The following is a 23,912-nucleotide window of genomic DNA, read 5'->3' on the forward strand; positions in this document are numbered from 1 at the left end:
CGAGGGTAAGGGCTGTGGTCAATTGCAAAATAAAAGGCTCTAAGTATGGGGACTTAGAGCCTTTATAAGCCATCTGTTGGATCGTTCAACCGATCATTTATCTCTTAACTGATCGGCATTAGGGCATAGCCCCCTTTTTATATCGTGTTTAACGCTGCAGCGTAAACCGTTATGCGTCAGCTTCTGGTTGTGCGTCAGCTTCTGAAGCGTCAGCTGCTTGCTCTACCGCTTCTTTCATTGACAGGCGGATACGACCCTGACGGTCGATTTCCAGAACCTTAACCTGAACTTCCTGACCCATTTCCACGTAGTCAGACACTTTCTCAATGCGCTTATCAGCAACCTGAGAAATGTGTACCAGGCCTTCTTTGGTGCCGATCACAGACACGAAGCAACCGAAGTCTACGATACGGGTCACTTTACCGGTGTAGATACGACCCACTTCTACTTCTGCAGTCAGTGCTTCGATACGTGCGATTGCCGCTTTCGCTTTGTCGCCGTCGGTTGCTGCAATTTTCACAGTACCGTCGTCTTCGATTTCGATAGTAGTTTCGGTTTCTTCAGTCAGCGCACGGATAACTGCACCGCCCTTACCGATAACATCTTTGATCTTCTCTGGGTTGATCTTGATGGTGTGAATGCGTGGTGCGAATTCAGAGATATCGTCACGTGCAGAAGAGATCGCCTGATCCATCACGCTCAGGATGTGCAGACGCGCACCTTTCGCTTGGTTCAGAGCAATTTGCATGATCTCTTTAGTAATACCTTCGATCTTGATGTCCATCTGCAGTGCAGTTACACCATCGTCAGTACCCGCAACTTTAAAGTCCATGTCGCCCAGGTGGTCTTCGTCACCCAGGATGTCAGACAGAACAACAAAGTCGTCGCCTTCTTTCACCAGACCCATCGCGATACCCGCAACAGATTTCTTGATTGGCACGCCTGCGTCCATCAGCGCCAGCGACGAACCACACACTGAAGCCATTGAAGAAGAACCGTTAGATTCGGTGATTTCAGATACAACACGTACGGTGTATGGGAATTCTTCCTGAGATGGCATTACTGCTGCAATACCACGCTTCGCCAGTTTACCGTGGCCGATTTCACGACGCTTAGGCGAACCAACAAAGCCAGTCTCACCCACACAGTATGGAGGGAAGTTATAGTGGAACAGGAAGTTATCTGTTGTTTCACCGGTAATTGAATCGATGATTTGCGCATCACGCTGGGTGCCCAAAGTCGCAGTAACCAGCGCCTGAGTTTCACCACGGGTGAACAGAGAAGAACCGTGGGTACGTGGCAGAACACCGGTACGTACGTCCAGCGCACGAACCATGTCTTTCTCGCGGCCATCGATACGTGGCTCGCCCGCGATGATGCGGCTACGAACAACGTTTTTCTCCAGGCTGTACAGCATGCCTTGGATTTCACGCGCGTCCAGGGTCTCGTCTTGCTCAAGCAGTTGAGCAGTTACAGATGCCTTGATCTCGCCAACGCGGTCATAACGCGCCATTTTCTCAGTGATTTGGTACGCCTCAACGAATTGTGCTTCCGCCAGTTCAGCAACACGCGCTTTCAGGTCGGTGTCCACTGCCGGTGCAGACCAATCCCATGCTGGGGTTGCAACTTCTGCTGCGAATTCTTTAATCGCGTTGATAACAACTTGCTGTTGGTCGTGACCGAACACAACCGCTTGCAGCATTTGTTCTTCAGACAGACGGTCCGCTTCTGATTCAACCATCAGAACTGCGCCTTCAGTACCAGCAACAACCAGATCCAGACGGCTGGTTTCCAGCTCTTTCACGCTTGGGTTCAGTACCAGCTCGTCGTTGATGAAACCAACGCGCGCTGCACCGATTGGGCCGTTGAATGGAATACCTGAAATTGCCAGCGCTGCAGAGGTACCAATCATGGTAACGATGTCTGGGCTAACGTTCGGGTTTACAGAAACAACAGTCGCAATCACCTGAACTTCGTTTTTGAAGTGGTCAGGGAACAGTGGGCGGATTGGACGGTCGATCAGACGTGCAGTCAGGGTTTCGCTCTCAGAAGGACGACCTTCACGCTTGAAGAAACCACCTGGGATTTTACCTGCCGCGTAAGTACGCTCTTGGTAGTTCACTGTCAGTGGGAAGAAATCCTGGCCTTCAACCGCTTCTTTCTTACCAACAACAGATACGAATACAGAAGTATCGTCCATGCTCACCATAACGGCAGCAGTCGCCTGGCGAGCCATTACGCCAGTTTCCAGTGTCACGGTGTGGTTACCGTACTGGAATGTTTTTACGATTGGATTCACGAGAAATTCCTTGTTGTTATGCGCTATTTTGCGCTTATTTACAAAGCTTTTAGCAACCTCACCAATCGCGACTAATGACAGAGAATTCAGGACAGGAACACTCTCTCAATAGTCGCGACCTGATGGTCGACTTCGTTGACTGTGTGACTGATAAAAGCGCCAGTATTATATACTCAAATTACCGCAAAATACTCGTTTAAGCGCAAATTCAGCCGCTTTAATTGGTATATCCCCATCGCAAGCCTGACGACAACCGGCAGTAAAAGTCCGTGTTGATTTCAAACCGGCGCATGGTTGAAGCGTCATGCAGTCAAAGGGGTAAGCAAAGGGGTAAGCGTAGTGGATAGCAGGGGTGGGATTTGAACTAAAACGAGAAAAGGAGCCTTCAGGCTCCTTTTCACAATGCGATGCTTAAAAGCCAAAGGCTTATTAGCGACGCAGACCCAGACGCTTGATCAGCTCCAGGTAACGGTCAGCGTTTTTACGCTTCAGGTAGTCCAGAAGCTTACGACGACGAGAAACCATGCGCAGCAGACCGCGACGGCTGTGGTGGTCACCTTTGTGCTCAGCGAAGTGGCCTTGCAGGTGGTTGATAGAAGCAGTCAGCAGAGCTACTTGTACTTCTGGAGAACCAGTGTCGTTGGTGCCTTGTGCGTATTCAGCAACGATTGCTGCTTTAGTTTCTGCATTCAGAGACATAGTCTTTTCCTAAATGTAAAAGGTTTTAATTTGTGTCAGCCAATCTCTGATTCAGCCGACACCCGAGGCGGCGAATTCTACAGCGATTCCTAAAACAAAGCAATCACTGTAGAAACCTGTCCGCGAATTATTGCTGATCGTGTGTACGTACCAGACGGCGTGGCTTAAGCATGCCTTCTGCGTCGGTTTCACCCACACCAATGAAAGTGCGCTCTTCACCCACAGTCATACGAACCACCTCTCCTTCCGCCGGTGCGTTAGGGATGTTTACCGCCTGACCTTGCAGCGCGTAACTTGCCACTGCCGGGATAAGGTTCACTTCACGCAGATCCTGAACCGCAGAGTCCAGAGGCAACAGCAGCGGATCAAGCAGTTCACGTGGCTGGATATCCTGCTCACGCGCTTGCTCCAGCAGCGCTTCCAGTTGCTCCAGGGTCACCATACGTTCGTACGGGTACTTGGAAACACCGGTACGACGAAGCATGGTTACGTGCGCGCCACAGCCCAGCATCTCGCCCAGATCGTCAACGATAGTGCGGATGTAAGTACCTTTAGAACAGTGTACTTCCATCTCCACTTCGTGCCCTTCAAAGCGCTGCAGGGTGATTTCGTACACAGTAATCTTACGCGCTTCACGAGGCACTTCGATGCCTGCACGTGCGTATTCGTATAGCGGCTTGCCTTCATGTTTCAGCGCAGAGAACATCGATGGCACCTGCATGGTGTCACCGCGGAACGACGCAATGCTGCGCTCCAGATCGCCAAGGCTCACTTTCACTTCGCGAGTTTCCACCACTTCACCGTCAGAGTCTGAAGTGTTGGTGCGCTCGCCAAGTTTTGCAATCACGCGGTAGCGTTTGTCTGAATCCAGCAGGAACTGGGAAAACTTCGTCGCTTCACCGAAACAGATCGGCAGCATGCCGGTTGCCAGTGGATCCAGCGCGCCAGTGTGGCCCGCTTTTTCTGCGAAAAAGATATTCTTTACTTTCTGCAGTGCAGAGTTAGACGTAATGCCGGTCGGTTTATCCAGCAGGATAATCCCGTCGACAGGACGTCCGCGACGACGTGGACGGCGACCCATTACTCTTGCTCTCCATCTTCATCAACACGGCGCTCTTCGTCTGATTTCACCGCTTGTGAAACCAGGTTGGAGATACGCATACCTTCAGTCAGTGACTGGTCAAAGAAGAAGGTGATTTCAGGTGTTACACGCAGACGGATAGCTTTGCCCAGCAGGCTGCGGATATAGCCTGTCGCTTCGTGCAGTGCTTCCAGACCACCTTCTGGGGTTTGCTCACCCATCGTCAGGAAAGTCACGTACACTTTGGCGTAAGCCATGTCACGGGATACTTCCACACCAGATACGGTAACCATACCAATGCGTGGATCTTTAATTTCGCGCTGCAGGATCAGTGCAATTTCTTTTTGCAGTTGATTCGACACGCGTTGAGTACGGCTGAATTCTTTTGCCATAACGCTCTTCTCTCATAAGAAATGGGGGGAAAGCGCAAAGCACTTCCCCCCATGGTGTTTATAAACAACCTGTTACAGTCGGTTTATTATTCGATAGTACGTTTAACTTCAACCACTTCGAAGACTTCGATCTGGTCGCCAACACGTACGTCGTTGTAGTTCTTAACGCCGATACCACACTCGTAACCTTTGGTCACTTCTTGTACGTCGTCTTTAAAGCGACGCAGTGACTCAAGCTCACCTTCGTAGATAACTACGTTATCGCGCAGTACGCGGATTGGGTTGTTACGCTTGATGGAACCGTCGGTTACCATACAGCCTGCAATCGCACCCAGTTTCGGTGACTTAAACACGTCACGTACTTCTGCCAGACCCATGATTTCTTGTTTGAATTCAGGTGCCAGCATACCGCTCATCGCTTGTTTAACTTCGTCGATCAGGGCGTAGATAACTGAGTAGTAACGCAGATCCAGGCTTTCTGCTTCAATTGTCTTACGTGCAGATGCATCCGCACGAACGTTAAAGCCAACCAGAATCGCGTTCGATGCTGCTGCCAGTACTGCGTCAGTTTCAGTGATTGCGCCCACACCGGAGCCAACAATCTTAACCTTCACTTCGTCGGTAGACAGTTTCACCAGTGAATCAGCGATTGCCTCAACCGAACCTTGTACGTCAGCTTTCAGTACGATGTTCAGTTCAGATACTTCACCTTCAGCCATGTTAGAGAACATGTTTTCCAGTTTCGCTTTCTGCTGGCGAGCCAGTTTCACGTCACGGAACTTGCCTTGACGGTACAGTGCTACTTCACGTGCTTTACGCTCGTCACGTACAACTGTCGCTTCGTCACCGGCTTGTGGCACACCTGACAGACCCAGGATTTCCACAGGGATAGAAGGACCGGCTTCTTCAACGTCGTGACCGTTCTCATCGCGCATTGCACGAACGCGGCCGTATTCCAGACCACACAGAACGATGTCGCCTTTACGCAGCGTACCTTCCTGAACCAGGACAGTCGCTACTGGGCCACGGCCTTTGTCCAGACGTGATTCGATAACCACACCGCTCGCCATACCGTCACGTACCGCTTCCAGCTCAAGAACTTCTGATTGCAGAAGGATAGCTTCCAGCAGCGCATCGATGTTGATGCCTTGCTTTGCAGATACGTGTACGAACATAGTGTCGCCACCCCATTCTTCTGGGATAACGTTGTACTGAGCCAGTTCGTTCTTAACCTGATCTGGGTTCGCAGTGTCTTTATCGATCTTGTTCACAGCAACGATCAATGGCACTTCTGCCGCTTTTGCGTGCTGGATAGCTTCGATAGTTTGTGGCATTACGCCATCGTCCGCAGCAACAACCAGAACAACGATGTCAGTTGCTTTCGCACCACGTGCACGCATTGAGGTAAACGCTGCGTGTCCTGGGGTATCCAGGAAGGTGATCATGCCGTTGTCAGTTTCAACGTGGTAAGCACCGATGTGCTGGGTAATACCACCCGCTTCGCCCGATGCAACGTGCGCTTTACGGATGTAGTCCAGCAGTGAGGTTTTACCATGGTCAACGTGACCCATGATGGTAACAACCGGCGCACGAGGTTCGCGCGTCGCGTCACCGTCACGATCTGACAGTACTGCTTCTTCCAGCTCGTTTTCGCGGCGCAGAACCACTTTGTGGCCCATTTCTTCCGCAACCAGCTGAGCAGTTTCCTGATCGATAACCTGATTGATGGTTGCCATTGCACCCATCTTCATCATGGCCTTGATCACTTCAGTCGCTTTAACTGCCATCTTGTTTGCAAGTTCTGCAACAGTGATGGTTTCACCGATTTCTACGTCACGGGTAACTTTCTGCGCTGGTTTTTGGAAACCATGCTGCATAGAGGTTGGCTTAGCCATACGGCCTTTAAGTTTGCCGCCCTTACCACCGCGTGCACGAGAAGAAGACAGATCTTCTTTCTCTTGTGCAGATTTTTTCTTCTTGCGACGACGTGGTGCAGCTTCTTGACGGCGATCTGCTTCGTCTTCAGCTTCACGTGCGTATTTTGAGGTAGTGGTGTGGTGATCTGCCGCTTCCATTACCTCAACCGCTGTGTCTTGTTGACTCCAGCGCTCTTCGTTCAATTCTGCCATCTTGCGTGCCTCTTCTAGCTGGCGCTGACTTTCTTCTTCAGCTTTACGCTTGGCTTCCTCTTCCTGGCGACGCTTGAGTTCATCAGCTTCTTTCTTTGCTTGCTCTTCAGCGGCTTCGCGAGCAGCTTTTTGCTCAGCTGTCTCATTGGAAACTTTTGCTTTTTCAGCCGCAATTCGTGCCTTTTCTTCCGCTTCGCGCTTGGCCTTCTCTTCGGCTTCACGCTTGGCTTTCTGTTCGGCTTCTCGCTTCGCTGCTTCTTCTGCTTCGCGGCGGGCTTTTTCCTCAGCCTCGCGCTGGGCAGCTTCTTCAGCTTCGCGTTGTGCAGCTTCCTGCGCTACACGTTGTTCTTCCAGTTCACTGCGCTTGACGTAGGTGCGCTTTTTGCGCACTTCTACCTGAACATCCTTACTCTTTCCGCCAGCCCCTGAAACACTCAGGGTGCTGCGTTTTTTGCGCTGTAGCGTCAGTCGAGTTGGAGCGCTACCATCATCGCCGTGCTCACGTTTTAGGTGAGTTAGCAAGGTTTGTTTCTCATCCTGGCTTACTTGGTCGTCCGCCGATTTCTGAATGCCGGCATCTTGAAATTGCTTCAGCAAACGTTCTACCGGCGTATCAATCTCACTCGCCAGTGCTTTAACTGTAACCTCTGACATTCTGCTCCTCCTTTGCTGCGCTTAAGCTTCGTCGCTGAACCAGCAAATATTGCGTGCAGCCATAATCAGCTCGCCCGCTTTAACTTCATCCATTCCCTCGATATCCAGAAGATCGTCTGTACCTTGATCAGCAAGATCTTCCAGTGTGCAGATGCCTTTCGCTGCCAGGCGGAACGCCATTTCACGCTCCAAACCTTCCAGACCCAGCAGGTCTTCAGCAGGTTCAGCACCATCAAGGATTTCTTCTTTTGCCAGCGCGATAGTCGTCAATGCTTCTTTCGCGCGGTTACGCAATTCTTCAACGGTATCTTCATCCAGACCGTCGATTTCCAGCAGCTCTGCTGCAGGAACGTAAGCCACTTCTTCCAGCGTGGTGAAGCCTTCTTCAACCAGCATGGCTGCGAAGTCTTCGTCGATGTCCAGGTGCTTGCTGAACAGCTCGATAGATTGGCCTGCTTCTTCTTGGTGTTTCTTCTGAAGATCCGCCACAGTCATCACGTTCAGTTCCCAGCCAGTCAGCTGAGATGCCAGACGTACGTTCTGACCGTTACGACCGATAGCTTGCGCCAGGTTGTCCGCCTCTACAGCGATATCCATTGCATGCGCGTCTTCGTCAACGATGATAGATGCAACATCTGCTGGCGCCATCGCGTTGATCACGAATTGTGCTGGGTTATCATCCCACAGAACGATATCGATACGCTCGCCGCCCAGTTCACCGGAAACCGCCTGAACACGTGCGCCACGCATACCTACACATGCGCCCACAGGATCGATACGTTTGTCGTTGGTTTTCACAGCGATTTTTGCACGAGAACCTGGGTCACGGGCTGCGCCCATCACTTCGATCATCTCTTCGCCGATTTCTGGCACTTCAATGCGGAACAGTTCGATCAGCATTTCCGGCTTAGAGCGGGTCATGAACAGTTGGAAGCCACGCGCTTCTGGACGTACAGCATACAGCAAACCACGTACGCGGTCGCCTGGACGGAAGTTTTCACGTGGCAGTTGGTCGTCACGCTGGATTGCCGCTTCGGCGTTGTTACCCAGGTCAACGATAACCACATCGCGGTTCACTTTCTTAACAACACCGGTGATCAGCTCACCTTCGTTGTCCATGAACTGCTCAACCACTTGCGCACGTTCAGCTTCACGTACTTTCTGTACGATAACCTGCTTCGCAGTTTGCGTAGTGATACGGTCAAACGTCACTGACTCGATTTGGTCTTCAACAAAACCGCCCAGATCCAGGGTTTCGTCTTCGTATTGTGCCGCTTCCAGCGTGATTTCACGGGTAGGAAGAGTTACTTCATCAACCACCAACCAACGACGGAAAGTATCAAATTCACCGGTTTTACGGTCAATTTCTACGCGCACGTCGATGTCTGCTTCGTATTTTTTCTTAGTCGCGGTTGCCAGCGCTGTTTCCAACGCTTCAAAAATGCGCTCACGAGGAACCGCTTTTTCATTGGATACCGCTTCTACGACAGCCAAGATTTCTTTGTTCATGAACTAATGCCTCATTTAACCTTAAAATGAAGGAACCAGGTTAGCCTTGGCGATATTGCTCAGGGCGAACGCTTCTTCGTTGCCATCGACGTTGATGGTGACGGTTTCGCCTTCAACAGAAAGGATTTCACCTTTCCACTTACGGCGGTTCTGCATAGCCATTTTCAGTACAATCGTGACTTCATGGCCGATAAAGCGCTGATAATGCTCAGCGTTAAACAGTGGTCGATCCAAACCTGGGGATGATACTTCCAGGTTGTAAGCCACAGTGATTGGATCTTCAACGTCCATCACCGCGCTGACCTGACGGCTCACTTCTGCACAGTCTTCAACCGTGATGCCGTTTTCGTGATCGATATAGATACGAAGGGTGGAGTGCTGCCCAGCGCGGACAAACTCGAGCCCGACCAGTTCGTAATCCAATGCCTCTACAGGCGCTTCCAGCAAGGCCAGAAGCTGTTTCTCTAGTCCGGTCATACAAACCCCAGAAATAAAAAAAGGGCCTAAAAGCCCAGTTATCCATGCGAATGGTCATCTTTAGATAACAAAAAACCCCGAATTTCGGGGTTTAATGTAACTGGACCCTGATGCTACAGTTTCCCGTAGCCAGTGACTGTTTTGGTCTCACTAAACAATCACCTCAAAGTGGTTGCGGGGGCCGGATTTGAACCGACGACCTTCGGGTTATGAGCCCGACGAGCTACCAAGCTGCTCCACCCCGCGTCCGAAACGGCGCACATTATATCGTCGCCTCACGCACAAATTCAAGTGCTGTGACCTTATTCAGGATTTTTTAAATTGGTGCTGAGAGCGGGACTTGAACCCGCACGCCTTAACAGGCACTGCCCCCTCAAGACAGCGTGTCTACCAATTCCACCACCTCAGCGAAATTTTTAGTTCGGGATGTCGCTATTGGTGCTAGCTGGCACATCACCTGACTGAGTTTGTTGCTGTACAGCAGGCACACTCAAGTCATCATACTCACCGCCCACCTGGGTCTGCTTTGCAGTCAGATTGCCCAAAACGAGGCTGAGTACAAAAAATACTGTCGCGAAAATCGCGGTCATTCGGGTCAGAAAGTTTCCAGAGCCGCCAGAGCCAAACACTGTGTTTGATGCCCCAGCCCCAAATGAGGCTCCCATATCTGCGCCTTTACCTTGCTGAACCAGAACCAGGCCAATAACAGCAAGTGCGGCCAACAGATAAATCACAAGTAGAATTTCGTACATGGGTTCCACCTATGTTCCAAATTGTTGAGCCAGATGACCAATTCAAGTTCACTAGCGCAACTCCCTCACTGGGAGCGGGAGAATACTATCGAATGCCAGCTGGTGAGACAAGAGAAAATTGCAAAAAAACAGGACATTTCATTCTGTTTGCACATCTTGTAACCAACCGGGTACTCCCGCCCCAGACAATCCCTAATGAAACCGATATCAGCAGTTAGCTTTTACTGCATCGGCAATTTCCAACGCGTAAGCTTGCACTTCGTCAGCGTTTTCACCTTCCACCATGACGCGGATCAGTGGCTCAGTGCCAGACTTACGCAGCAGAACGCGACCGGTTTCACCCAATTTCGCCTCAACCGATGCTTTTGCCGCCAGTACAGCATCTGACTCCAGCGGATCTGAGTTGCCACTGAAGCGGACGTTCTCCAGTACCTGTGGGAACATTGACATGCCGTCACACAAATCTTTCAGTGACATACCTGTGCCCACCACACTTGCCAGCACCTGAAGCGCAGCAACAATCGCATCACCTGTCGTCACTTTGTCCAACAGGATCACGTGACCTGAGTTTTCCGCACCAATTTTCCAACCGTTTTCCAACAGTTTTTCCATCACATAGCGGTCACCCACTTTGGCGCGGGTAAATGGAATGCCGAGGTTTTTCAGTGCGACTTCCATGCCCATATTGGTCATCAAAGTACCCACTACACCGCCTTTCAGCTCGCCGCGGCGCAATGATTCACGGGCAATAATGTACGCAATCTGGTCGCCATCAACTTTGTTGCCTTCGTGGTCAACCATGATGATTCGGTCACCATCACCGTCAAACGCGATACCCAGCATTGCACCTTCCGCCAACACGCGCGCTTGAAGAGCACGTACGTCCGTGGCACCGACTTCATCGTTGATATTGATACCGTTTGGCTCAATACCCATGGCAATCACATCCGCGCCCAATTCAGAGAACACCGATGGTGCAATGTGATAGGTCGCGCCGTGGGCACAGTCGATCACAATCTTCATGCCTTTCAGGCTCATGTCTGAAGGGAATGTCCCCTTACAGAACTCAATGTAACGGCCAGCCGCATCAACGATGCGTTTCGCCTTACCCAGCTCTGCCGATTCCACACAAGTCAGGGGCTTATCCAGCTCAGCTTCAATTGCCAGCTCGATATCATCCGGCAGCTTGGTACCTTCAGAAGAGAAGAACTTGATGCCGTTGTCGTAGTAAGGGTTATGAGATGCAGAGATCACAATACCCGCTTCCGCACGGAAGGTTTGCGTCAGGTACGCAATAGCCGGTGTTGGCATTGGACCTGTAAAGGCCGCTTGCAGACCTGCAGCAGAAAGACCGGCTTCAAGAGCAGATTCCAGCATGTAACCGGAGATACGGGTATCCTTGCCAATCAGTACTTTTTTCGTACCCTGCTGGCTCAATACGCGACCTGCCGCCCAGCCCAGCTTCAGGATAAAATCCGGCGTAATTGGGAACTGGCCAACTTTACCGCGAACACCGTCGGTGCCGAAGTATTTACGTTCTGTCATTATTTTTCTCCAAGTATTCCCACTGCGTCATGCATTGCTTTTACAACATGGACCACATCAGAAGTCTCAGCCACATCGTGGACGCGGATGATTTGTGCCCCTTTCAACGCAGCGATAGTAGCGCAAGCCAAACTCCCCCCGAGAATATCGGTCGGGGATTTTTCCAGCAGTTTAAAAATCATCGACTTTCTCGACATTCCGGCCAACAAAGGCAAACCATATCGATGAAAGTCCTCCAACTTCCCGAGAAGCTGGTAGTTGTGCTCCAGGGTCTTACCGAATCCAAACCCTGGATCGAGAATAATGTTGTCTTTCGGGATCCCCACCGCCTCACAGGCTGCAATACGACCGTCAAAGAACCCAAAAATGTCACCAAACAAGTCATCGTAAGTAGGGTTAACCTGCATGGTTCGCGGTTGCCCCTGCATATGCATCAGACAAACAGGAACGCCAGCAGCCGCCGCTTCTGTGAGTGCGTCCGGCTCTTGCAAAGCGCGCACATCATTGATGATATCGGCACCGGCTTTGGTGGCTTCGCGCATCACCGCGGCTTTACTGGTATCAATCGATATCCAGCAGTCGAATCGGGTGCGGATGGCTTCAATGGCAGGAATGACACGGCCCAACTCTTCAGACTCTGACACATCAGGAGCACCAGGGCGTGTGGACTCGCCGCCGATATCAAGGATTGTCGCTCCTGATTTTAGCATGGCTTCAGCGTGGTAGAGGGCTGCATCTAGCCGGTTAAACTTTCCGCCGTCCGAGAAGGAATCCGGGGTAACGTTAAGGATCCCCATAACGACAGGCGAAGTGAGATCAAGTGTTTTTCCGTGACTGGTGAGTTTCATTGCAGGCTTTGTTCGACGAGAAAAATTTCTAGTGGGAAAAGAAAAACCCCGAGTTCACCCGGGGTTTTTTGCGTTCAGAACTCAATTACGCTTCCGATTTGCCGTCTGGATCGACAGACTTATCGCCAGCATCAACGTCGTCTGTTGATGGTGGTACATCTGATTTAACCTCGGCAGACGCGCTTGGCTTGGATGGCGTATTGTCGGAGTTATCGTCCGCTGTCCAACCCGCCGGCTCACGCACAGGACGGCGCGCCATCAAGTCATCAATCTGAGCCGCATCGATAGTCTCGTATTTCATCAGCGCATCTTTCATGGCATGCATGATGTCCATGTTGTCTTCGATGATTTTACGAGCCCGCGCGTAGTTACGCTCAATCAGTTCACGGATTTCACTGTCAATCAGCTTTGCCGTGTCATCAGACATATGCTTGCTCTGGGTTACCGAACGTCCCAGGAAGACTTCGCCTTCGTCTTCAGCGTAAAGCAATGGACCCAGCTTCTCAGAGAAGCCCCACTGCGTCACCATTTTACGTGCGATATCCGTTGCACGCTCAATGTCATTGGACGCACCGGTCGACACTTTGTCAGCACCGTAAATCAGCTCTTCTGCCAGACGGCCACCATACAGGCTTGAAATCATCGACTCCAAATGCTGACGTGACATGCTGACACGGTCTTGCTCCGGCAGGTACATGGTCACACCCAATGCACGGCCACGCGGAATAATAGACACTTTGTAAACCGGGTCGTGCTCAGGCACCAAGCGACCTACCACAGCGTGACCCGCTTCGTGATACGCAGTAGATTCTTTGGTTTCTTCTGACATCACCATCGACTTACGCTCTGCGCCCATCATGATTTTGTCTTTCGCCAGTTCAAACTCGACCATAGAAACCACACGCTTGTTACCACGGGCAGCAAACAGCGCAGCTTCGTTAACCAGGTTAGCCAGATCCGCACCAGAGAAGCCCGGTGTACCGCGTGCAATCAGCGACGCTTCTACATCATTGCCCAGTGGCACTTTGCGCATGTGAACTTTCAGGATTTGTTCACGGCCACGCACATCTGGCAGGCCAACAACAACCTGGCGGTCAAAACGGCCAGGACGCAGCAGCGCAGGGTCAAGAACGTCAGGACGGTTGGTTGCCGCGATAACGATAATGCCTTCGTTACCTTCAAAACCATCCATTTCAACCAGCATCTGGTTCAGGGTTTGTTCACGTTCATCGTGACCACCACCCAGACCAGCGCCACGCTGACGGCCCACCGCATCAATCTCATCGATAAAGATGATACAAGGCGATGCCTTCTTCGCCTGTTCGAACATGTCACGCACACGGGATGCACCCACACCGACGAACATTTCAACGAAGTCTGAACCTGAGATAGTAAAGAACGGGACTTTTGCCTCACCGGCAATCGCTTTTGCCAGCAAGGTTTTACCTGTACCCGGAGGACCAACCATCAGTACACCGGTCGGGATTTTACCGCCCAGTTTCTGGAAACGGCTCGGGTCGCGAAGGTAATCCACCAGCTCTTTCACGTCTTCTTTGGCTTCATCACAGCCAGCAACGTCATTGAAGGTAGTTTTGATTTGCTCTTCACTCATCATGCGTGCTTTTGACTTACCAAAAGACATCGCCCCTTTACCGCCACCGCCTTGCATCTGGCGCATGAAGAAGATCCACACACCGATAAGCAGCAGCATTGGGAACCACGAGATAAAGATAGACGCCAGAATACTTGGCTCTTCAGGTGGTGTACCACGAACCTGAACCTTGTGGTTGATCAGGTCATCCAGCAGTTTTGGATCTTGAAGAACAGGCATGTAGGTGACATAGCCAGTGCCATCACGACGTGTCACTTTCAGTTCGCGGTTATCGAACTGTACATCCTGTAGTTTATCCTGCCCTATTTCTTGGACGAACGTTGTGTAGTCGACTTGACGCCCAGCACTATCGCCCGGTCCAAAGCTTTGGAAAACAGACATCAGCACGACAGCGATAACGAGCCAGAGAATCAAGTTTTTTGCCATGTCACTCAAGGTGTTAGCCCCGCAAAAACTATATTAATAATGGTAGAGTACTACAGTTTATAGCCTGTAGCCACAATGTAGACCTCACGCGAACGCGCACGGGAGGAATCTGGTTTTCGGATTTTAACCGCTTTGAACATGCTACGCACTTCAGCCAGATACTGATCAAAGCCTTCACCCTGGAAAACTTTGACGACAAACGCACCGTTTGGAGCCAAAACTTCACGACACATATCCAACGCCAGCTCAACAAGATACATAGCTCGAGGTTGATCCGACGCCAGGTTGCCACTCATGTTCGGCGCCATGTCGGACATTACAACATCCACCATATCCGGTTGAATGCGATCAAGCAACGCGTTCAATACAGCTTCCTCGCGGAAGTCACCTTGTAGGAAGCTCACACCAGGCAAAGAGTCCATCGGCAAGATGTCACAGGCAATAACCTGACCCGTATCGCCGACTTGTTCCGCTGCGTATTGTGACCACCCTCCCGGTGCCGCTCCCAAATCCACCACTGTCATACCAGGCTTCAGCAGCTTATCTTTGCCCTGAATCTCCTCGATCTTGAAAATGGCGCGGGAACGGAAGCCTTTTTTCTGCGCTTCCAGAACGTATTTGTCATCGAAGTGTTCTTTCAGCCAGCGACCAGAACTGGCTGAGTGTTTCTTTTTACTCATTTTTTTCCTAGGACGTAACTCAAGCTACTCAATAAGGATGGACAGCTCACGAGATAGTTAACTTGTTAACCTTGCCCGAACCGCTCGTTACTGAGAGAGATCAGTGGTAGCTCGGGAGTTGAGATGGCGGTAGAATGTCACGTTTTCAACCCCGATAAAACAACAAATCGAGTCAACATGAATCTAAGCACAAAACAAAAACAGTATCTGAAAGGTCTGGCACACAACCTGAAACCTGTCGTCCTGATGGGTGCCAACGGCCTGACTGAAGCCGTGCTTGCAGAGATTGAAATCGCTCTCGATCACCACGAGCTGATCAAGGTTAAGGTCGCGTCAGAAGACCGCGATACCAAAAACCTAATTGTAGACGCAATTGTTCGCGAAACGAAGGCAGAGAAAGTACAGGTAATTGGAAAAATCCTGGTTCTGTACCGTCAAAGCCAAGAGCGTAAAATCGAATTGCCACGCAAATAAAAAAGGCCGCATCGCGGCCTTTTTTGTCTCTATTCTGTAACAATCGCTAACAGTTTTTCTGCTCTGGCGACTGTTATACGTTAGATATATTTCACAGAATCGATTTCAAACTCTTTCACACCGCCTGGTGTGGAAATCGAAACTTCATCACCTTCTTCTTTACCGATAAGTCCACGCGCGATTGGCGAGTTTACCGAAATCAGGTTTTGTTTGATGTCTGCTTCGTCATCACCCACGATTTGATAGGTCACTTCGTCATCGGTGTTCACGTCGATCAGGGTCACGGTCGAACCGAAAATCACTTTGCCGTTGTTCGGCATTTTAGAAATATCGATAACCTGAGCAACAGACAGTTTGTATTCGATGTCGCGGATTTGCGCTTCGCAAATACCCTGCTCTTCACGAGCTGCATGATATTCCGCGTTTTCTTTGAGGTCACCCAGCTCACGTGCTTCAGCAATCGCTTGAGTGATCAGCGGACGGCGTTTCAGAAGGCGTTCCAGCTCTTGTCTCAGCAGCTGTTCACCACGCACAGTCATTGGTACTTTATCCATAAATGACATTACCTCTATAACCAAAACAGTTGGGTTTTGGCAAAAACAAAGCCACGCCCAGACTTATGCATGAGCGCGGCAAACGAATCAACTTGGTCTCAGTGTAAACAAGTTATCTGTTTAGGTCACCTACCATTTCACAACACACCAGCTATCCAGCAGGCAAGCAGCGCCAAGCCTCTCAGGGCTTTCATATCTGAGTATAAAAATCCCTAACAAAGATCACATAACACAACGACTTAATGAGATTTCACTCGAGGTAAAATATAAAAAAACATAAATTCAAAACCTAAAAATGAACTTTCCAACCCTTCCGTAACCCACTGTTTTTAATAAGCAAGCACCCAGACACAGCTCACCACACCGTTTTCAGACATGTGATTTTTGATTGTTTTACTAGCCGTCACAATTCCCGAGCGGTTACAAACAGGTCATCCCGACGTTTGGAGATAACGTCGCGAAATACAAAACCTATTAAAGGACAACGTAATGAACAAAAAGTTGATCGCTCTTGCTGTAGCGGCTGTTGCTTCTACCTCTGTATCTGCTGCTGAAATCTTTAACGACGGCACTTCTTCTCTGTCTATCGGCGGCCGCGCTGAAGCACGTGCTTCAATGATCGATGGCGACGTAAACGACGCAAGCCGCGTTCGTCTGAACGTTATGGGTACTACTCAGATCTCTGAAGAAGTATACGGTGTAGGTTTCTTCGAGCGTGAATTCAAATCAAACGAAGGTGATGACGAAAACCGCTACATCTTCGCGGGTATCGGCTCTCAGTATGGCCTGGTAACTTACGGTCTGAACGACGGTTCTCTGGGTATCATCACTGACTTCACCGACATCATGGCTTACCACGGTGCAGCTGCTAGCGGCAAAATCCTGGTTGCAGACCGCACTGACAACAACTTCGCATACGTTGGTGAGTTCGGTGGTCTGACTGTTAAAGCAAACTACGTTTTCGACACTTCAGAAACTGTTGGCAATACCAAAACGACTAAAGTCGGTGGTTACTCTGCAGCAGCGACTTACGCAATGGAAAACGGGGTAGCTTTCGGTCTGGGTTATGCTGATCAAGGTAAAGACACTAACGAAGCTAGCCAAGTTGAAGCTGCCGTTTCTTACACGTTCGGCGACATCTACGTTGCTGCTCTGTACAACAATGGTGAAGCGTACAACAAAGACCATAAGAAAGTTGTAGATGTAGACGGCTACGAACTTGCAGCGGCTTACTCTATGGGTAACACCACTTTCACTACTACTTACGGCAACAAAGAAGAAGCGAACGAGAAAGCAGCAAATGCACTGGCTATTGACGCGACTCACTTCTTCAACGACAACTTCCGTGCATACGTGTCTTACAACTTCAACATGCTCGATGCTGAAAACGGCATGAATGCTGAAGATAAGCTAAAGACTGAAGACGAGCTGGCACTGGGTCTGCGCTACGACTTCTAATTCTCTGTTAAGTTAAACGCTTAATATAGAATCCAAAAACGCCTACCTCCGTGTAGGCGTTTTTTGTACCATACTGATTCTGCTTACACTGCCGGAGTCACTATGGTGCGTTTTCTACCCGCATTTCTTGCCTGTCTAACTTTTACGTTTCCCGCTGTTGCCAGCGCGGCGTCACTTCACCATATTGAATCTATGTTGCCGGCCGGCAGTCAGTTAGCGCTTTCTGTTCAGCAAGCGCGGGATGGAAAAAACCTTGCAGCTGTCGATGACGATATCCTTCTGCCTCCCGCCAGCACCCAAAAAGTCGTTACTGCTCTCGCGGCATCGCTTTTCTTGCCCGAGGACTTCACCTTTGACACGCTGGTACAGCAATCCGGCAAAGATATTGTTTTCAGTTTCAGCGGTGACCCGACGCTTTCGCGCAAAGATTTACGTTTGCTGGTCAGTGCCCTCAAAGCCAAAGGCATAAACACAATCCGCGGTGATATCTGGCTGGATGGAACCACCTTTACCGGGTATGAGCAGGCTGTTGGCTGGCCTTGGGATATTTTAGGCGTATGTTACAGCGCGCCTTCCAGCGCCATCGCACTGGAGCGAAACTGTGTGCAGGGCTCTATCTACAGCGAAAAAGGCGCGAAAAACACCCGCACTTTTATTCCCGGTCACCAGCCTGTTACTGTTGCCACCGATGCGCTGGCGGTAACCCAAGAAGAACAGCAGGCCATGCTTTGCGACCTGGAGCTTCACTACGATAACCAGAACAACTACAAACTGAGCGGCTGCCTGCCTCACCGCACATCCCCGCTCCCACTCAAATTTGCCATTCAAAACCCGCAGAAATATGTGCAGGATGTCCTTCTCGACGAACTGAAAAAATCAGCCATCCGCTTTAAAGGCAACGTGCGGATTGGTTCGCCTGAGGGCAACAAAACCTTTGTCGCCCGTCACCGCTCTGTGCCGCGCAATGAGTTGCTCAACATCATGCTCAAACGTTCAGACAACATGATTGCCGACAATCTCCTGAAAACCATCGGACAGCGTTATTACAACCAGCCCGGTTCATTCGCGAATGGCGCTGCGGCGATTAAAGCCATCATCAAGGAAAAAACGTCTATCGATCTCAATCATGCTGTTATCGTCGACGGCTCTGGCCTTTCCCGTAACAACCGCATGACCGCCTCACAGTTGATGGACGTTATCCGTTATGTATACAGTCATCCTGATTTGGGCATAATGGCGATGCTGCCTATCTCTGGTGTAGATGGTACTTTGAAGTACCGCTCCAGCGTGCGGTATGCACCGCTCAAACAGCGCCTTGCTGCCAAAACCGGCTCACTGTACGGAAGCTATAATCTGGCAGGCGTACTGAAAAACGATAACGGTGATGACATTTTGGTGGTGCAACTGGTTACCAACTATCACATCCCGGAATCTGACGACAGACCCGCAAACCAGGCAAGCCCTATCACCCAGTTCGAACGTGAACTCTATCAGGCATTACTGACTTCCAGCTTAACGCCGTGATTTTTTGATATATACCCAAACAACCTGAAAATGCAGGATTCAGGTCGTTTGGGTATAAAGAACCTCCTACAAAAAAGCCCGCTATCAAAGCGGGCAAGGAGGTTATCGTAACGGTCGGCTTCCTGCCGACTCATTAATATCCCCGACCTAGTTGAAGCCACAGCTTCATTTTCTGCTACGCCAACTAGCTTGGGGATAGTTTATTGATTACTTTCCGTATTTCTCAGCCACACGTGCGTGCAGCTCCTGAACCGAATTCACTTTCGACAAGTCAGCGGCAGCGTGTGCCATACAGGTTGCGAAGGCTGCGTTCAGCGTGGTGGTGTAGTTCACCTTCTCAGCTAACGCGCCGCGACGCAGCACTTTCGAGTCTTCAATCGCCTGACGGCCTTCGGTGGTGTTGATGATGTAGCTGTACTCACCGTTCTTGATGCGGTCAAGAATGTGAGGACGGCCTTCATGCACCTTGTTCACCAGACGTGGGTTGATGCCTGCTTCACCCAGAACAACCGCAGTACCGTGAGTCGCATCCAGCTCAAAGCCTAGCTTGATAAGCTTGGCAGCCAAGTCAACCACACGTTGCTTGTCGTTGTTGCGAACAGATAGCAGCGCACGGCCTTGCTCGGTGTACGTCTTGCCGCAGCCAAGGTCAGCTTTCGCAAACGCTTCTGCAAAGGTATCACCCACACCCATGACTTCACCGGTAGAGCGCATTTCTGGGCCCAGCAGTGGGTCAACGCCGGGGAATTTGTTGAACGGTAGTACCACTTCTTTCACTGAGTAGTAAGGCGGAATGATCTCTGTCGTAAAGCCTTGCGACTCCAGAGACTGACCTGCCATCACACGCGCGGCGATTTTCGCCAGCGGTGCGCCGGTTGCTTTGGAAACGAATGGCACAGTACGTGCTGCACGTGGGTTCACCTCAATCAGGTAAACTTCGCCGTCTTTTACCGCAAACTGGGTGTTCATCAGGCCACGAACGCCAAGCTCAAATGCCAGCTTCTCAACCTGACGGCGCATTTCGTCTTGAATGTCCTGGCTCAGGGTGTACGCAGGTAGTGAACATGCTGAGTCACCAGAGTGAACGCCAGCCTGTTCGATGTGCTCCATGATGCCGCCAATCACTACGCGCTCGCCGTCACAAATCGCGTCAACGTCGACTTCGGTCGCGTCATCCAGGAAACGGTCCAGCAATACTGGCGATTCGTTCGATACGCTCACTGCTTCGTTGAAGTAACGGCGCAGGTCGCTCTCGTCGTAAACGATTTCCATCGCGCGGCCGCCCAGTACATAAGAAGGACGTACCACTAGCGGGTAACCGATGTCGCGGGATTTCTCAATCGCCTGCTCCATGGTGGTTACGGTTGCGTTCTCAGGCTGTTTCAAGCCAAGACGCTCAACCGCAGCCTGGAAGCGCTCACGGTCTTCTGCACGGTCAATCGCATCTGGGCTGGTACCGATGATTGGCACACCAGCTGCTTCCAGCGCGCGCGCGAGTTTCAGTGGAGTCTGGCCACCGTACTGAACGATAACGCCTTTTGGCTTCTCAACGCGGGCAATTGCCAGCACGTCTTCCAGGGTGACCGGCTCAAAGTACAGACGGTCTGACGTGTCGTAGTCAGTCGATACGGTTTCCGGGTTACAGTTAACCATGATGGTTTCGTAACCGTCTTCACGCAGCGCCAGTGACGCGTGCACACAGCAGTAGTCGAATTCGATGCCTTGGCCGATACGGTTTGGACCGCCGCCCAGCACCATGATTTTCTCTTTGTCAGTCGGGTTCGCTTCACACTCGTCGTCGTATGAAGAGTACATGTACGCGGTGTCAGACGAGAATTCTGCCGCGCAGGTATCTACGCGCTTGTAAACCGGGTGAATGTCGTACTGGTCGCGCAGTTTGCGGATTTCGCTTTCCGCCACACCCAGTAGTTTGCTTAGGCGCGCGTCAGAGAAGCCTTTGCGCTTCAGTTTGCGCAGCGCTTTTTCGTTCAGACCCGCGAAGCCCGCTTCTTTCACTTCCGCTTCCAGTTTCACAATCTCTTCGATTTGAACCAGGAACCAGCGGTCGATGTTGGTCAGCTTGAATACGCCATCGACAGACATACCGGCACGGAATGCATCCGCGATGTACCAGATACGCTCTGCACCTGCATCTTTCAGCTCGTGACGGATTTTGGTCAGTGCATCCGGCTCGTCCAAATCCACCATTTCGTCAAAACCGGTCGCGCCCACTTCCAAGCCACGCAGCGCTTTGTGCAGCGATTCCTGTTGGTTACGGCCGATTGCCATCACTTCACCTACAGACTTCATCTGGGTGGTCAGGCGGTCGTTCGCACCGGCGAATTTTTCGAAGTTAAAACGTGGAATTTTGGTCACCACGTAGTCGATGGTCGGTTCGAACGAGGCTGGGGTCGCGCCGCCAGTGATGTCGTTCATCAGCTCATCAAGGGTGAAGCCCACTGCCAGTTTGGCTGCCACTTTTGCAATCGGGAAACCGGTCGCTTTTGACGCCAGCGCAGAAGAGCGTGATACACGTGGGTTCATCTCGATGATAACCATACGGCCATCTTTCGGGTTGATACCGAACTGTACGTTAGAACCACCGGTTTCTACGCCGATTTCACGCAGAACTGCCAGCGATGCGTTACGCATCAGTTGGTATTCTTTGTCAGTCAGGGTTTGCGCTGGAGCAACAGTGATAGAGTCACCGGTGTGGATACCCATTGGGTCGAAGTTTTCGATCGCACAGACGATGATGCAGTTGTCGTTTTTGTCACGAACCACTTCCATCTCGTACTCTTTCCAGCCGATCAGGGATTCGTCAATCAGCAGCTCGTTGGTTGGCGATAAGTCCAGACCACGACGGCAGATTTCTTCAAACTCTTCAATGTTGTACGCGATACCACCACCGGTACCACCCATGGTGAACGAAGGACGGATAATACATGGGAAGCCCACCATATCCAGTACCTTGTGCGCTTCTTCCATGGTCTTTGCGGTGTCGGCACGTGGACATTCCAGGCCGATAGACTTCATTGCTTTATCAAAGCGTGAACGGTCTTCTGCTTTATCAATCGCATCCGCCGTCGCACCGATCATTTCTACGCCGAACTCAGCCAGTACGCCGTGTTTTTCCAGATCCAGTGCACAGTTCAGTGCCGTCTGACCACCCATGGTAGGCAGAACTGCATCAGGACGCTCTTTGGCAATGATGTTGCGTACCACTTCCCATTGGATTGGCTCGATGTAAGTCGCATCTGCCATCTCTGGGTCAGTCATGATGGTGGCTGGGTTAGAGTTCACCAGAATGACGCGGTAGCCTTCTTCACGCAGCGCTTTACACGCTTGTGCACCTGAATAGTCGAACTCACACGCCTGACCGATAACAATCGGGCCTGCGCCAAGGATAAGAATACTTTGAATATCTGTACGTTTTGGCATTCTCTGCTACTCCGGATTACGCGCTGTGTTGCTTGATCAGTTCAATAAAGTGGTCGAAAAGCGGTGCCGCATCGTGCGGACCTGGGCTCGCTTCAGGGTGACCCTGGAAGCTGAATGCCGGCTTATCCGTACGGTGGATGCCTTGCAGTGAGCCGTCGAACAGAGATTTGTGCGTCGCGCGCAGGTTGTCTGGCAGGGTGTCTTCATCTGCCGCAAAACCGTGGTTCTGGCTGGTGATCATCACCACACCGCGATCCATGTCTTTCACCGGATGGTTGGCACCGTGGTGACCGAACTTCATCTTCACGGTTTGGGCGCCACTTGCCAGTGCCAAGATTTGGTGACCCAGACAGATACCGAAAATTGGCAGGCCTTTTTCCAGGAACACTTTGGTCGCTTCAATCGCGTATGTACAAGGTGCCGGGTCGCCAGGGCCGTTTGACAGGAAGACACCGTCTGGATTCATCGCCAGCACTTCTTCTGCTGAAGTCTGTGCAGGAACAACGGTCAGGCGGCAGCCGCGGTCAACCAGCATGCGCAGAATGTTACGTTTCGCACCGAAATCGTAAGCAACAACGTGGTATGGCAGTTCGCTGTCGTCTTTGGCTTCAGGCAGGCCACCTTCCAGTGTCCATGAGCCTTGCTTCCATTCGTACGCTTCAGCCGTGGTCACTTCTTTCGCCAGATCCATGCCTTTCAGGCCAGGGAATTCTTTGGCTTTAGCCAGTGCCAGTGCTTCATCGATGTTGTCGCCCGCGACGATGCAGCCATTCTGGGCGCCTTTTTCTCGCAGCAGACGGGTCAGTTTACGGGTATCAATTTCGGCTATGCCAACGATGTTTTGGGATTTCAGATATTCAGAAAGGGATTTCTGATTACGGAAGTTAGAAGCGATAAGAGGGAGGTCGCGGATTACCAGGCCTTGAGCGTGGATTTTGGAAGATTCTTCGTCTTCGGTATTAGTACCGGTATTGCCAATGTGGGGATAAGTAAGAGTAACGATTTGCTGGGAATAGGAAGGGTCGGTGAGAATTTCTTGGTACCCCGTCATCGAGGTATTAAAAACAACTTCACCAACAGCAGTTCCATCAGCACCAATGGATTCACCGTGGAATACAGTCCCATCTTCCAGGACTAAGAGCGCAGACTTGCTCAAGACAACCTCCAAATCAATAAAGATGCAGAAAAATTATATAATTTTGCATCAAAGCATTCCATACATATGTCGCGTCCTGCCAGAGCAGAATTTTGACAAATTGCGCGCATTCTAGAGATCGAACCGGATAGTGTCAACAATACAACGAAAAAAGATTACTACTTATAGTGCATAACTGCCATTTATCGAATCAAACAGATAA

18 protein-coding genes and 2 tRNA genes are annotated in these 23,912 nt (G+C 50.9%); 3 read left to right on the top strand and 17 right to left on the bottom strand.

Annotated elements, in window-relative coordinates; genetic code table 11:
• Positions 1-169: 169 nt before the first annotated feature.
• The 14 genes from pnp to rlmE all read right to left on the bottom strand — a co-directional run bounded on the left by pnp (position 170) and on the right by rlmE (position 15,103).
• Positions 170-2,299: a polyribonucleotide nucleotidyltransferase gene (gene pnp, locus KU854_RS22555; RefSeq protein ID WP_218360537.1), complete on the bottom strand. Its 2,130-nt coding sequence runs from the start codon at positions 2,297-2,299 to the stop codon at positions 170-172.
• 429 nt (positions 2,300-2,728) lie between these two features.
• A complete protein-coding gene (gene rpsO / locus KU854_RS22560) occupies positions 2,729-2,998 on the bottom strand; it encodes a 30S ribosomal protein S15 (RefSeq protein ID WP_218360538.1) in 270 nt (89 codons plus the stop codon).
• Positions 2,999-3,125: 127 nt separating this feature from the next.
• On the bottom strand, positions 3,126-4,079 hold the full coding sequence (gene truB, locus KU854_RS22565; RefSeq protein ID WP_218360539.1) for a tRNA pseudouridine(55) synthase TruB: 954 nt from the start codon (positions 4,077-4,079) through the stop codon (positions 3,126-3,128).
• Positions 4,079-4,471 carry a 30S ribosome-binding factor RbfA gene (rbfA, locus tag KU854_RS22570; RefSeq protein ID WP_054780283.1) on the bottom strand — a complete coding sequence of 131 codons (393 nt, stop codon included), beginning with the start codon at positions 4,469-4,471 and terminating at the stop codon, positions 4,079-4,081. The genes truB and rbfA overlap by 1 nt, the downstream gene beginning before the upstream one ends.
• Positions 4,472-4,557: 86 nt before the next feature.
• Positions 4,558-7,254, bottom strand: a complete 2,697-nt coding sequence (gene infB / locus KU854_RS22575) for a translation initiation factor IF-2 (protein ID WP_218360540.1) — start codon at positions 7,252-7,254, stop codon at positions 4,558-4,560.
• A 21-nt stretch (positions 7,255-7,275) separates the two neighbouring features.
• On the bottom strand, positions 7,276-8,763 hold the full coding sequence (gene nusA, locus KU854_RS22580) for a transcription termination factor NusA (protein WP_054780282.1): 1,488 nt from the start codon (positions 8,761-8,763) through the stop codon (positions 7,276-7,278).
• Positions 8,764-8,784: 21 nt separating this feature from the next.
• The gene (gene rimP / locus KU854_RS22585) at positions 8,785-9,240 is read right to left on the bottom strand and encodes a ribosome maturation factor RimP (RefSeq protein ID WP_054780281.1); all 456 of its coding nucleotides are present in this window, start codon (positions 9,238-9,240) and stop codon (positions 8,785-8,787) included.
• Positions 9,241-9,409: 169 nt separating this feature from the next.
• Positions 9,410-9,486: transfer RNA gene (locus KU854_RS22590), tRNA-Met, on the bottom strand.
• 76 nt (positions 9,487-9,562) lie between these two features.
• A tRNA-Leu gene (locus tag KU854_RS22595) sits at positions 9,563-9,649 on the bottom strand.
• Between the two features lie 7 nt (positions 9,650-9,656).
• Complete coding sequence (secG, locus tag KU854_RS22600) at positions 9,657-9,992, bottom strand: preprotein translocase subunit SecG (RefSeq protein WP_218360541.1); 336 nt, start codon at positions 9,990-9,992, stop codon at positions 9,657-9,659.
• Between the two features lie 207 nt (positions 9,993-10,199).
• The gene (gene glmM, locus KU854_RS22605) at positions 10,200-11,537 is read right to left on the bottom strand and encodes a phosphoglucosamine mutase (RefSeq protein WP_218360542.1); all 1,338 of its coding nucleotides are present in this window, start codon (positions 11,535-11,537) and stop codon (positions 10,200-10,202) included.
• A complete protein-coding gene (gene folP, locus KU854_RS22610) occupies positions 11,537-12,385 on the bottom strand; it encodes a dihydropteroate synthase (RefSeq protein ID WP_218360543.1) in 849 nt (282 codons plus the stop codon). The genes glmM and folP overlap by 1 nt, the downstream gene beginning before the upstream one ends.
• 85 nt (positions 12,386-12,470) lie before the next feature.
• Positions 12,471-14,423 carry an ATP-dependent zinc metalloprotease FtsH gene (gene ftsH / locus KU854_RS22615; protein WP_218360544.1) on the bottom strand — a complete coding sequence of 651 codons (1,953 nt, stop codon included), beginning with the start codon at positions 14,421-14,423 and terminating at the stop codon, positions 12,471-12,473.
• Positions 14,424-14,473: 50 nt separating this feature from the next.
• Complete coding sequence (gene rlmE, locus KU854_RS22620) at positions 14,474-15,103, bottom strand: 23S rRNA (uridine(2552)-2'-O)-methyltransferase RlmE (RefSeq protein ID WP_054780279.1); 630 nt, start codon at positions 15,101-15,103, stop codon at positions 14,474-14,476.
• Positions 15,104-15,280: 177 nt separating this feature from the next.
• Between rlmE and yhbY the strand changes: the two genes are divergently transcribed.
• Complete coding sequence (gene yhbY / locus KU854_RS22625; RefSeq protein ID WP_054780291.1) at positions 15,281-15,577, top strand: ribosome assembly RNA-binding protein YhbY; 297 nt, start codon at positions 15,281-15,283, stop codon at positions 15,575-15,577.
• Positions 15,578-15,657: 80 nt separating this feature from the next.
• On the opposite strand, the gene greA is transcribed toward yhbY, so the two are convergent.
• Complete coding sequence (gene greA / locus KU854_RS22630) at positions 15,658-16,131, bottom strand: transcription elongation factor GreA (protein ID WP_218360545.1); 474 nt, start codon at positions 16,129-16,131, stop codon at positions 15,658-15,660.
• A 489-nt stretch (positions 16,132-16,620) separates the two neighbouring features.
• Between greA and KU854_RS22635 the strand changes: the two genes are divergently transcribed.
• Positions 16,621-17,589, top strand: coding sequence for a porin (locus KU854_RS22635; RefSeq protein WP_218360546.1), 969 nt, complete (start codon positions 16,621-16,623; stop codon positions 17,587-17,589).
• A 102-nt stretch (positions 17,590-17,691) separates the two neighbouring features.
• The gene (dacB, locus tag KU854_RS22640) at positions 17,692-19,113 is read left to right on the top strand and encodes a serine-type D-Ala-D-Ala carboxypeptidase (protein WP_218360547.1); all 1,422 of its coding nucleotides are present in this window, start codon (positions 17,692-17,694) and stop codon (positions 19,111-19,113) included.
• 207 nt (positions 19,114-19,320) lie between these two features.
• On the opposite strand, the gene carB is transcribed toward dacB, so the two are convergent.
• Together carB and carA are read right to left on the bottom strand one after the other, a co-directional pair.
• A complete protein-coding gene (carB, locus tag KU854_RS22645; RefSeq protein ID WP_218360548.1) occupies positions 19,321-22,554 on the bottom strand; it encodes a carbamoyl-phosphate synthase large subunit in 3,234 nt (1,077 codons plus the stop codon).
• Between the two features lie 16 nt (positions 22,555-22,570).
• Positions 22,571-23,710 carry a glutamine-hydrolyzing carbamoyl-phosphate synthase small subunit gene (gene carA, locus KU854_RS22650; protein ID WP_218360549.1) on the bottom strand — a complete coding sequence of 380 codons (1,140 nt, stop codon included), beginning with the start codon at positions 23,708-23,710 and terminating at the stop codon, positions 22,571-22,573.
• Between the last annotated feature and the right edge of the window lie 202 nt (positions 23,711-23,912).

This window comes from Enterovibrio paralichthyis (assembly GCF_019209835.1).
Taxonomy (GTDB): Bacteria; Pseudomonadota; Gammaproteobacteria; order Enterobacterales; family Vibrionaceae; genus Enterovibrio; species Enterovibrio paralichthyis.

What these genes read in the sequence shown, in the direction of transcription:
- rpsO (WP_218360538.1), bottom strand. Translation starts at nt 2,998, where the DNA reads ATGTCTCTGAATGCAGAAACTAAAGCAGCAATCGTTGCTGAATACGCA.
- truB (WP_218360539.1), bottom strand. Translation starts at nt 4,079, where the DNA reads ATGGGTCGCCGTCCACGTCGTCGCGGACGTCCTGTCGACGGGATTATC.
- rbfA (WP_054780283.1), bottom strand. Translation starts at nt 4,471, where the DNA reads ATGGCAAAAGAATTCAGCCGTACTCAACGCGTGTCGAATCAACTGCAA.
- infB (WP_218360540.1), bottom strand. Translation starts at nt 7,254, where the DNA reads ATGTCAGAGGTTACAGTTAAAGCACTGGCGAGTGAGATTGATACGCCG.
- nusA (WP_054780282.1), bottom strand. Translation starts at nt 8,763, where the DNA reads ATGAACAAAGAAATCTTGGCTGTCGTAGAAGCGGTATCCAATGAAAAA.
- rimP (WP_054780281.1), bottom strand. Translation starts at nt 9,240, where the DNA reads ATGACCGGACTAGAGAAACAGCTTCTGGCCTTGCTGGAAGCGCCTGTA.
- secG (WP_218360541.1), bottom strand. Translation starts at nt 9,992, where the DNA reads ATGTACGAAATTCTACTTGTGATTTATCTGTTGGCCGCACTTGCTGTT.
- glmM (WP_218360542.1), bottom strand. Translation starts at nt 11,537, where the DNA reads ATGACAGAACGTAAATACTTCGGCACCGACGGTGTTCGCGGTAAAGTT.
- folP (WP_218360543.1), bottom strand. Translation starts at nt 12,385, where the DNA reads ATGAAACTCACCAGTCACGGAAAAACACTTGATCTCACTTCGCCTGTC.
- ftsH (WP_218360544.1), bottom strand. Translation starts at nt 14,423, where the DNA reads ATGGCAAAAAACTTGATTCTCTGGCTCGTTATCGCTGTCGTGCTGATG.
- rlmE (WP_054780279.1), bottom strand. Translation starts at nt 15,103, where the DNA reads ATGAGTAAAAAGAAACACTCAGCCAGTTCTGGTCGCTGGCTGAAAGAA.
- yhbY (WP_054780291.1), top strand. Translation starts at nt 15,281, where the DNA reads ATGAATCTAAGCACAAAACAAAAACAGTATCTGAAAGGTCTGGCACAC.
- greA (WP_218360545.1), bottom strand. Translation starts at nt 16,131, where the DNA reads ATGGATAAAGTACCAATGACTGTGCGTGGTGAACAGCTGCTGAGACAA.
- KU854_RS22635 (WP_218360546.1), top strand. Translation starts at nt 16,621, where the DNA reads ATGAACAAAAAGTTGATCGCTCTTGCTGTAGCGGCTGTTGCTTCTACC.
- dacB (WP_218360547.1), top strand. Translation starts at nt 17,692, where the DNA reads ATGGTGCGTTTTCTACCCGCATTTCTTGCCTGTCTAACTTTTACGTTT.
- carB (WP_218360548.1), bottom strand. Translation starts at nt 22,554, where the DNA reads ATGCCAAAACGTACAGATATTCAAAGTATTCTTATCCTTGGCGCAGGC.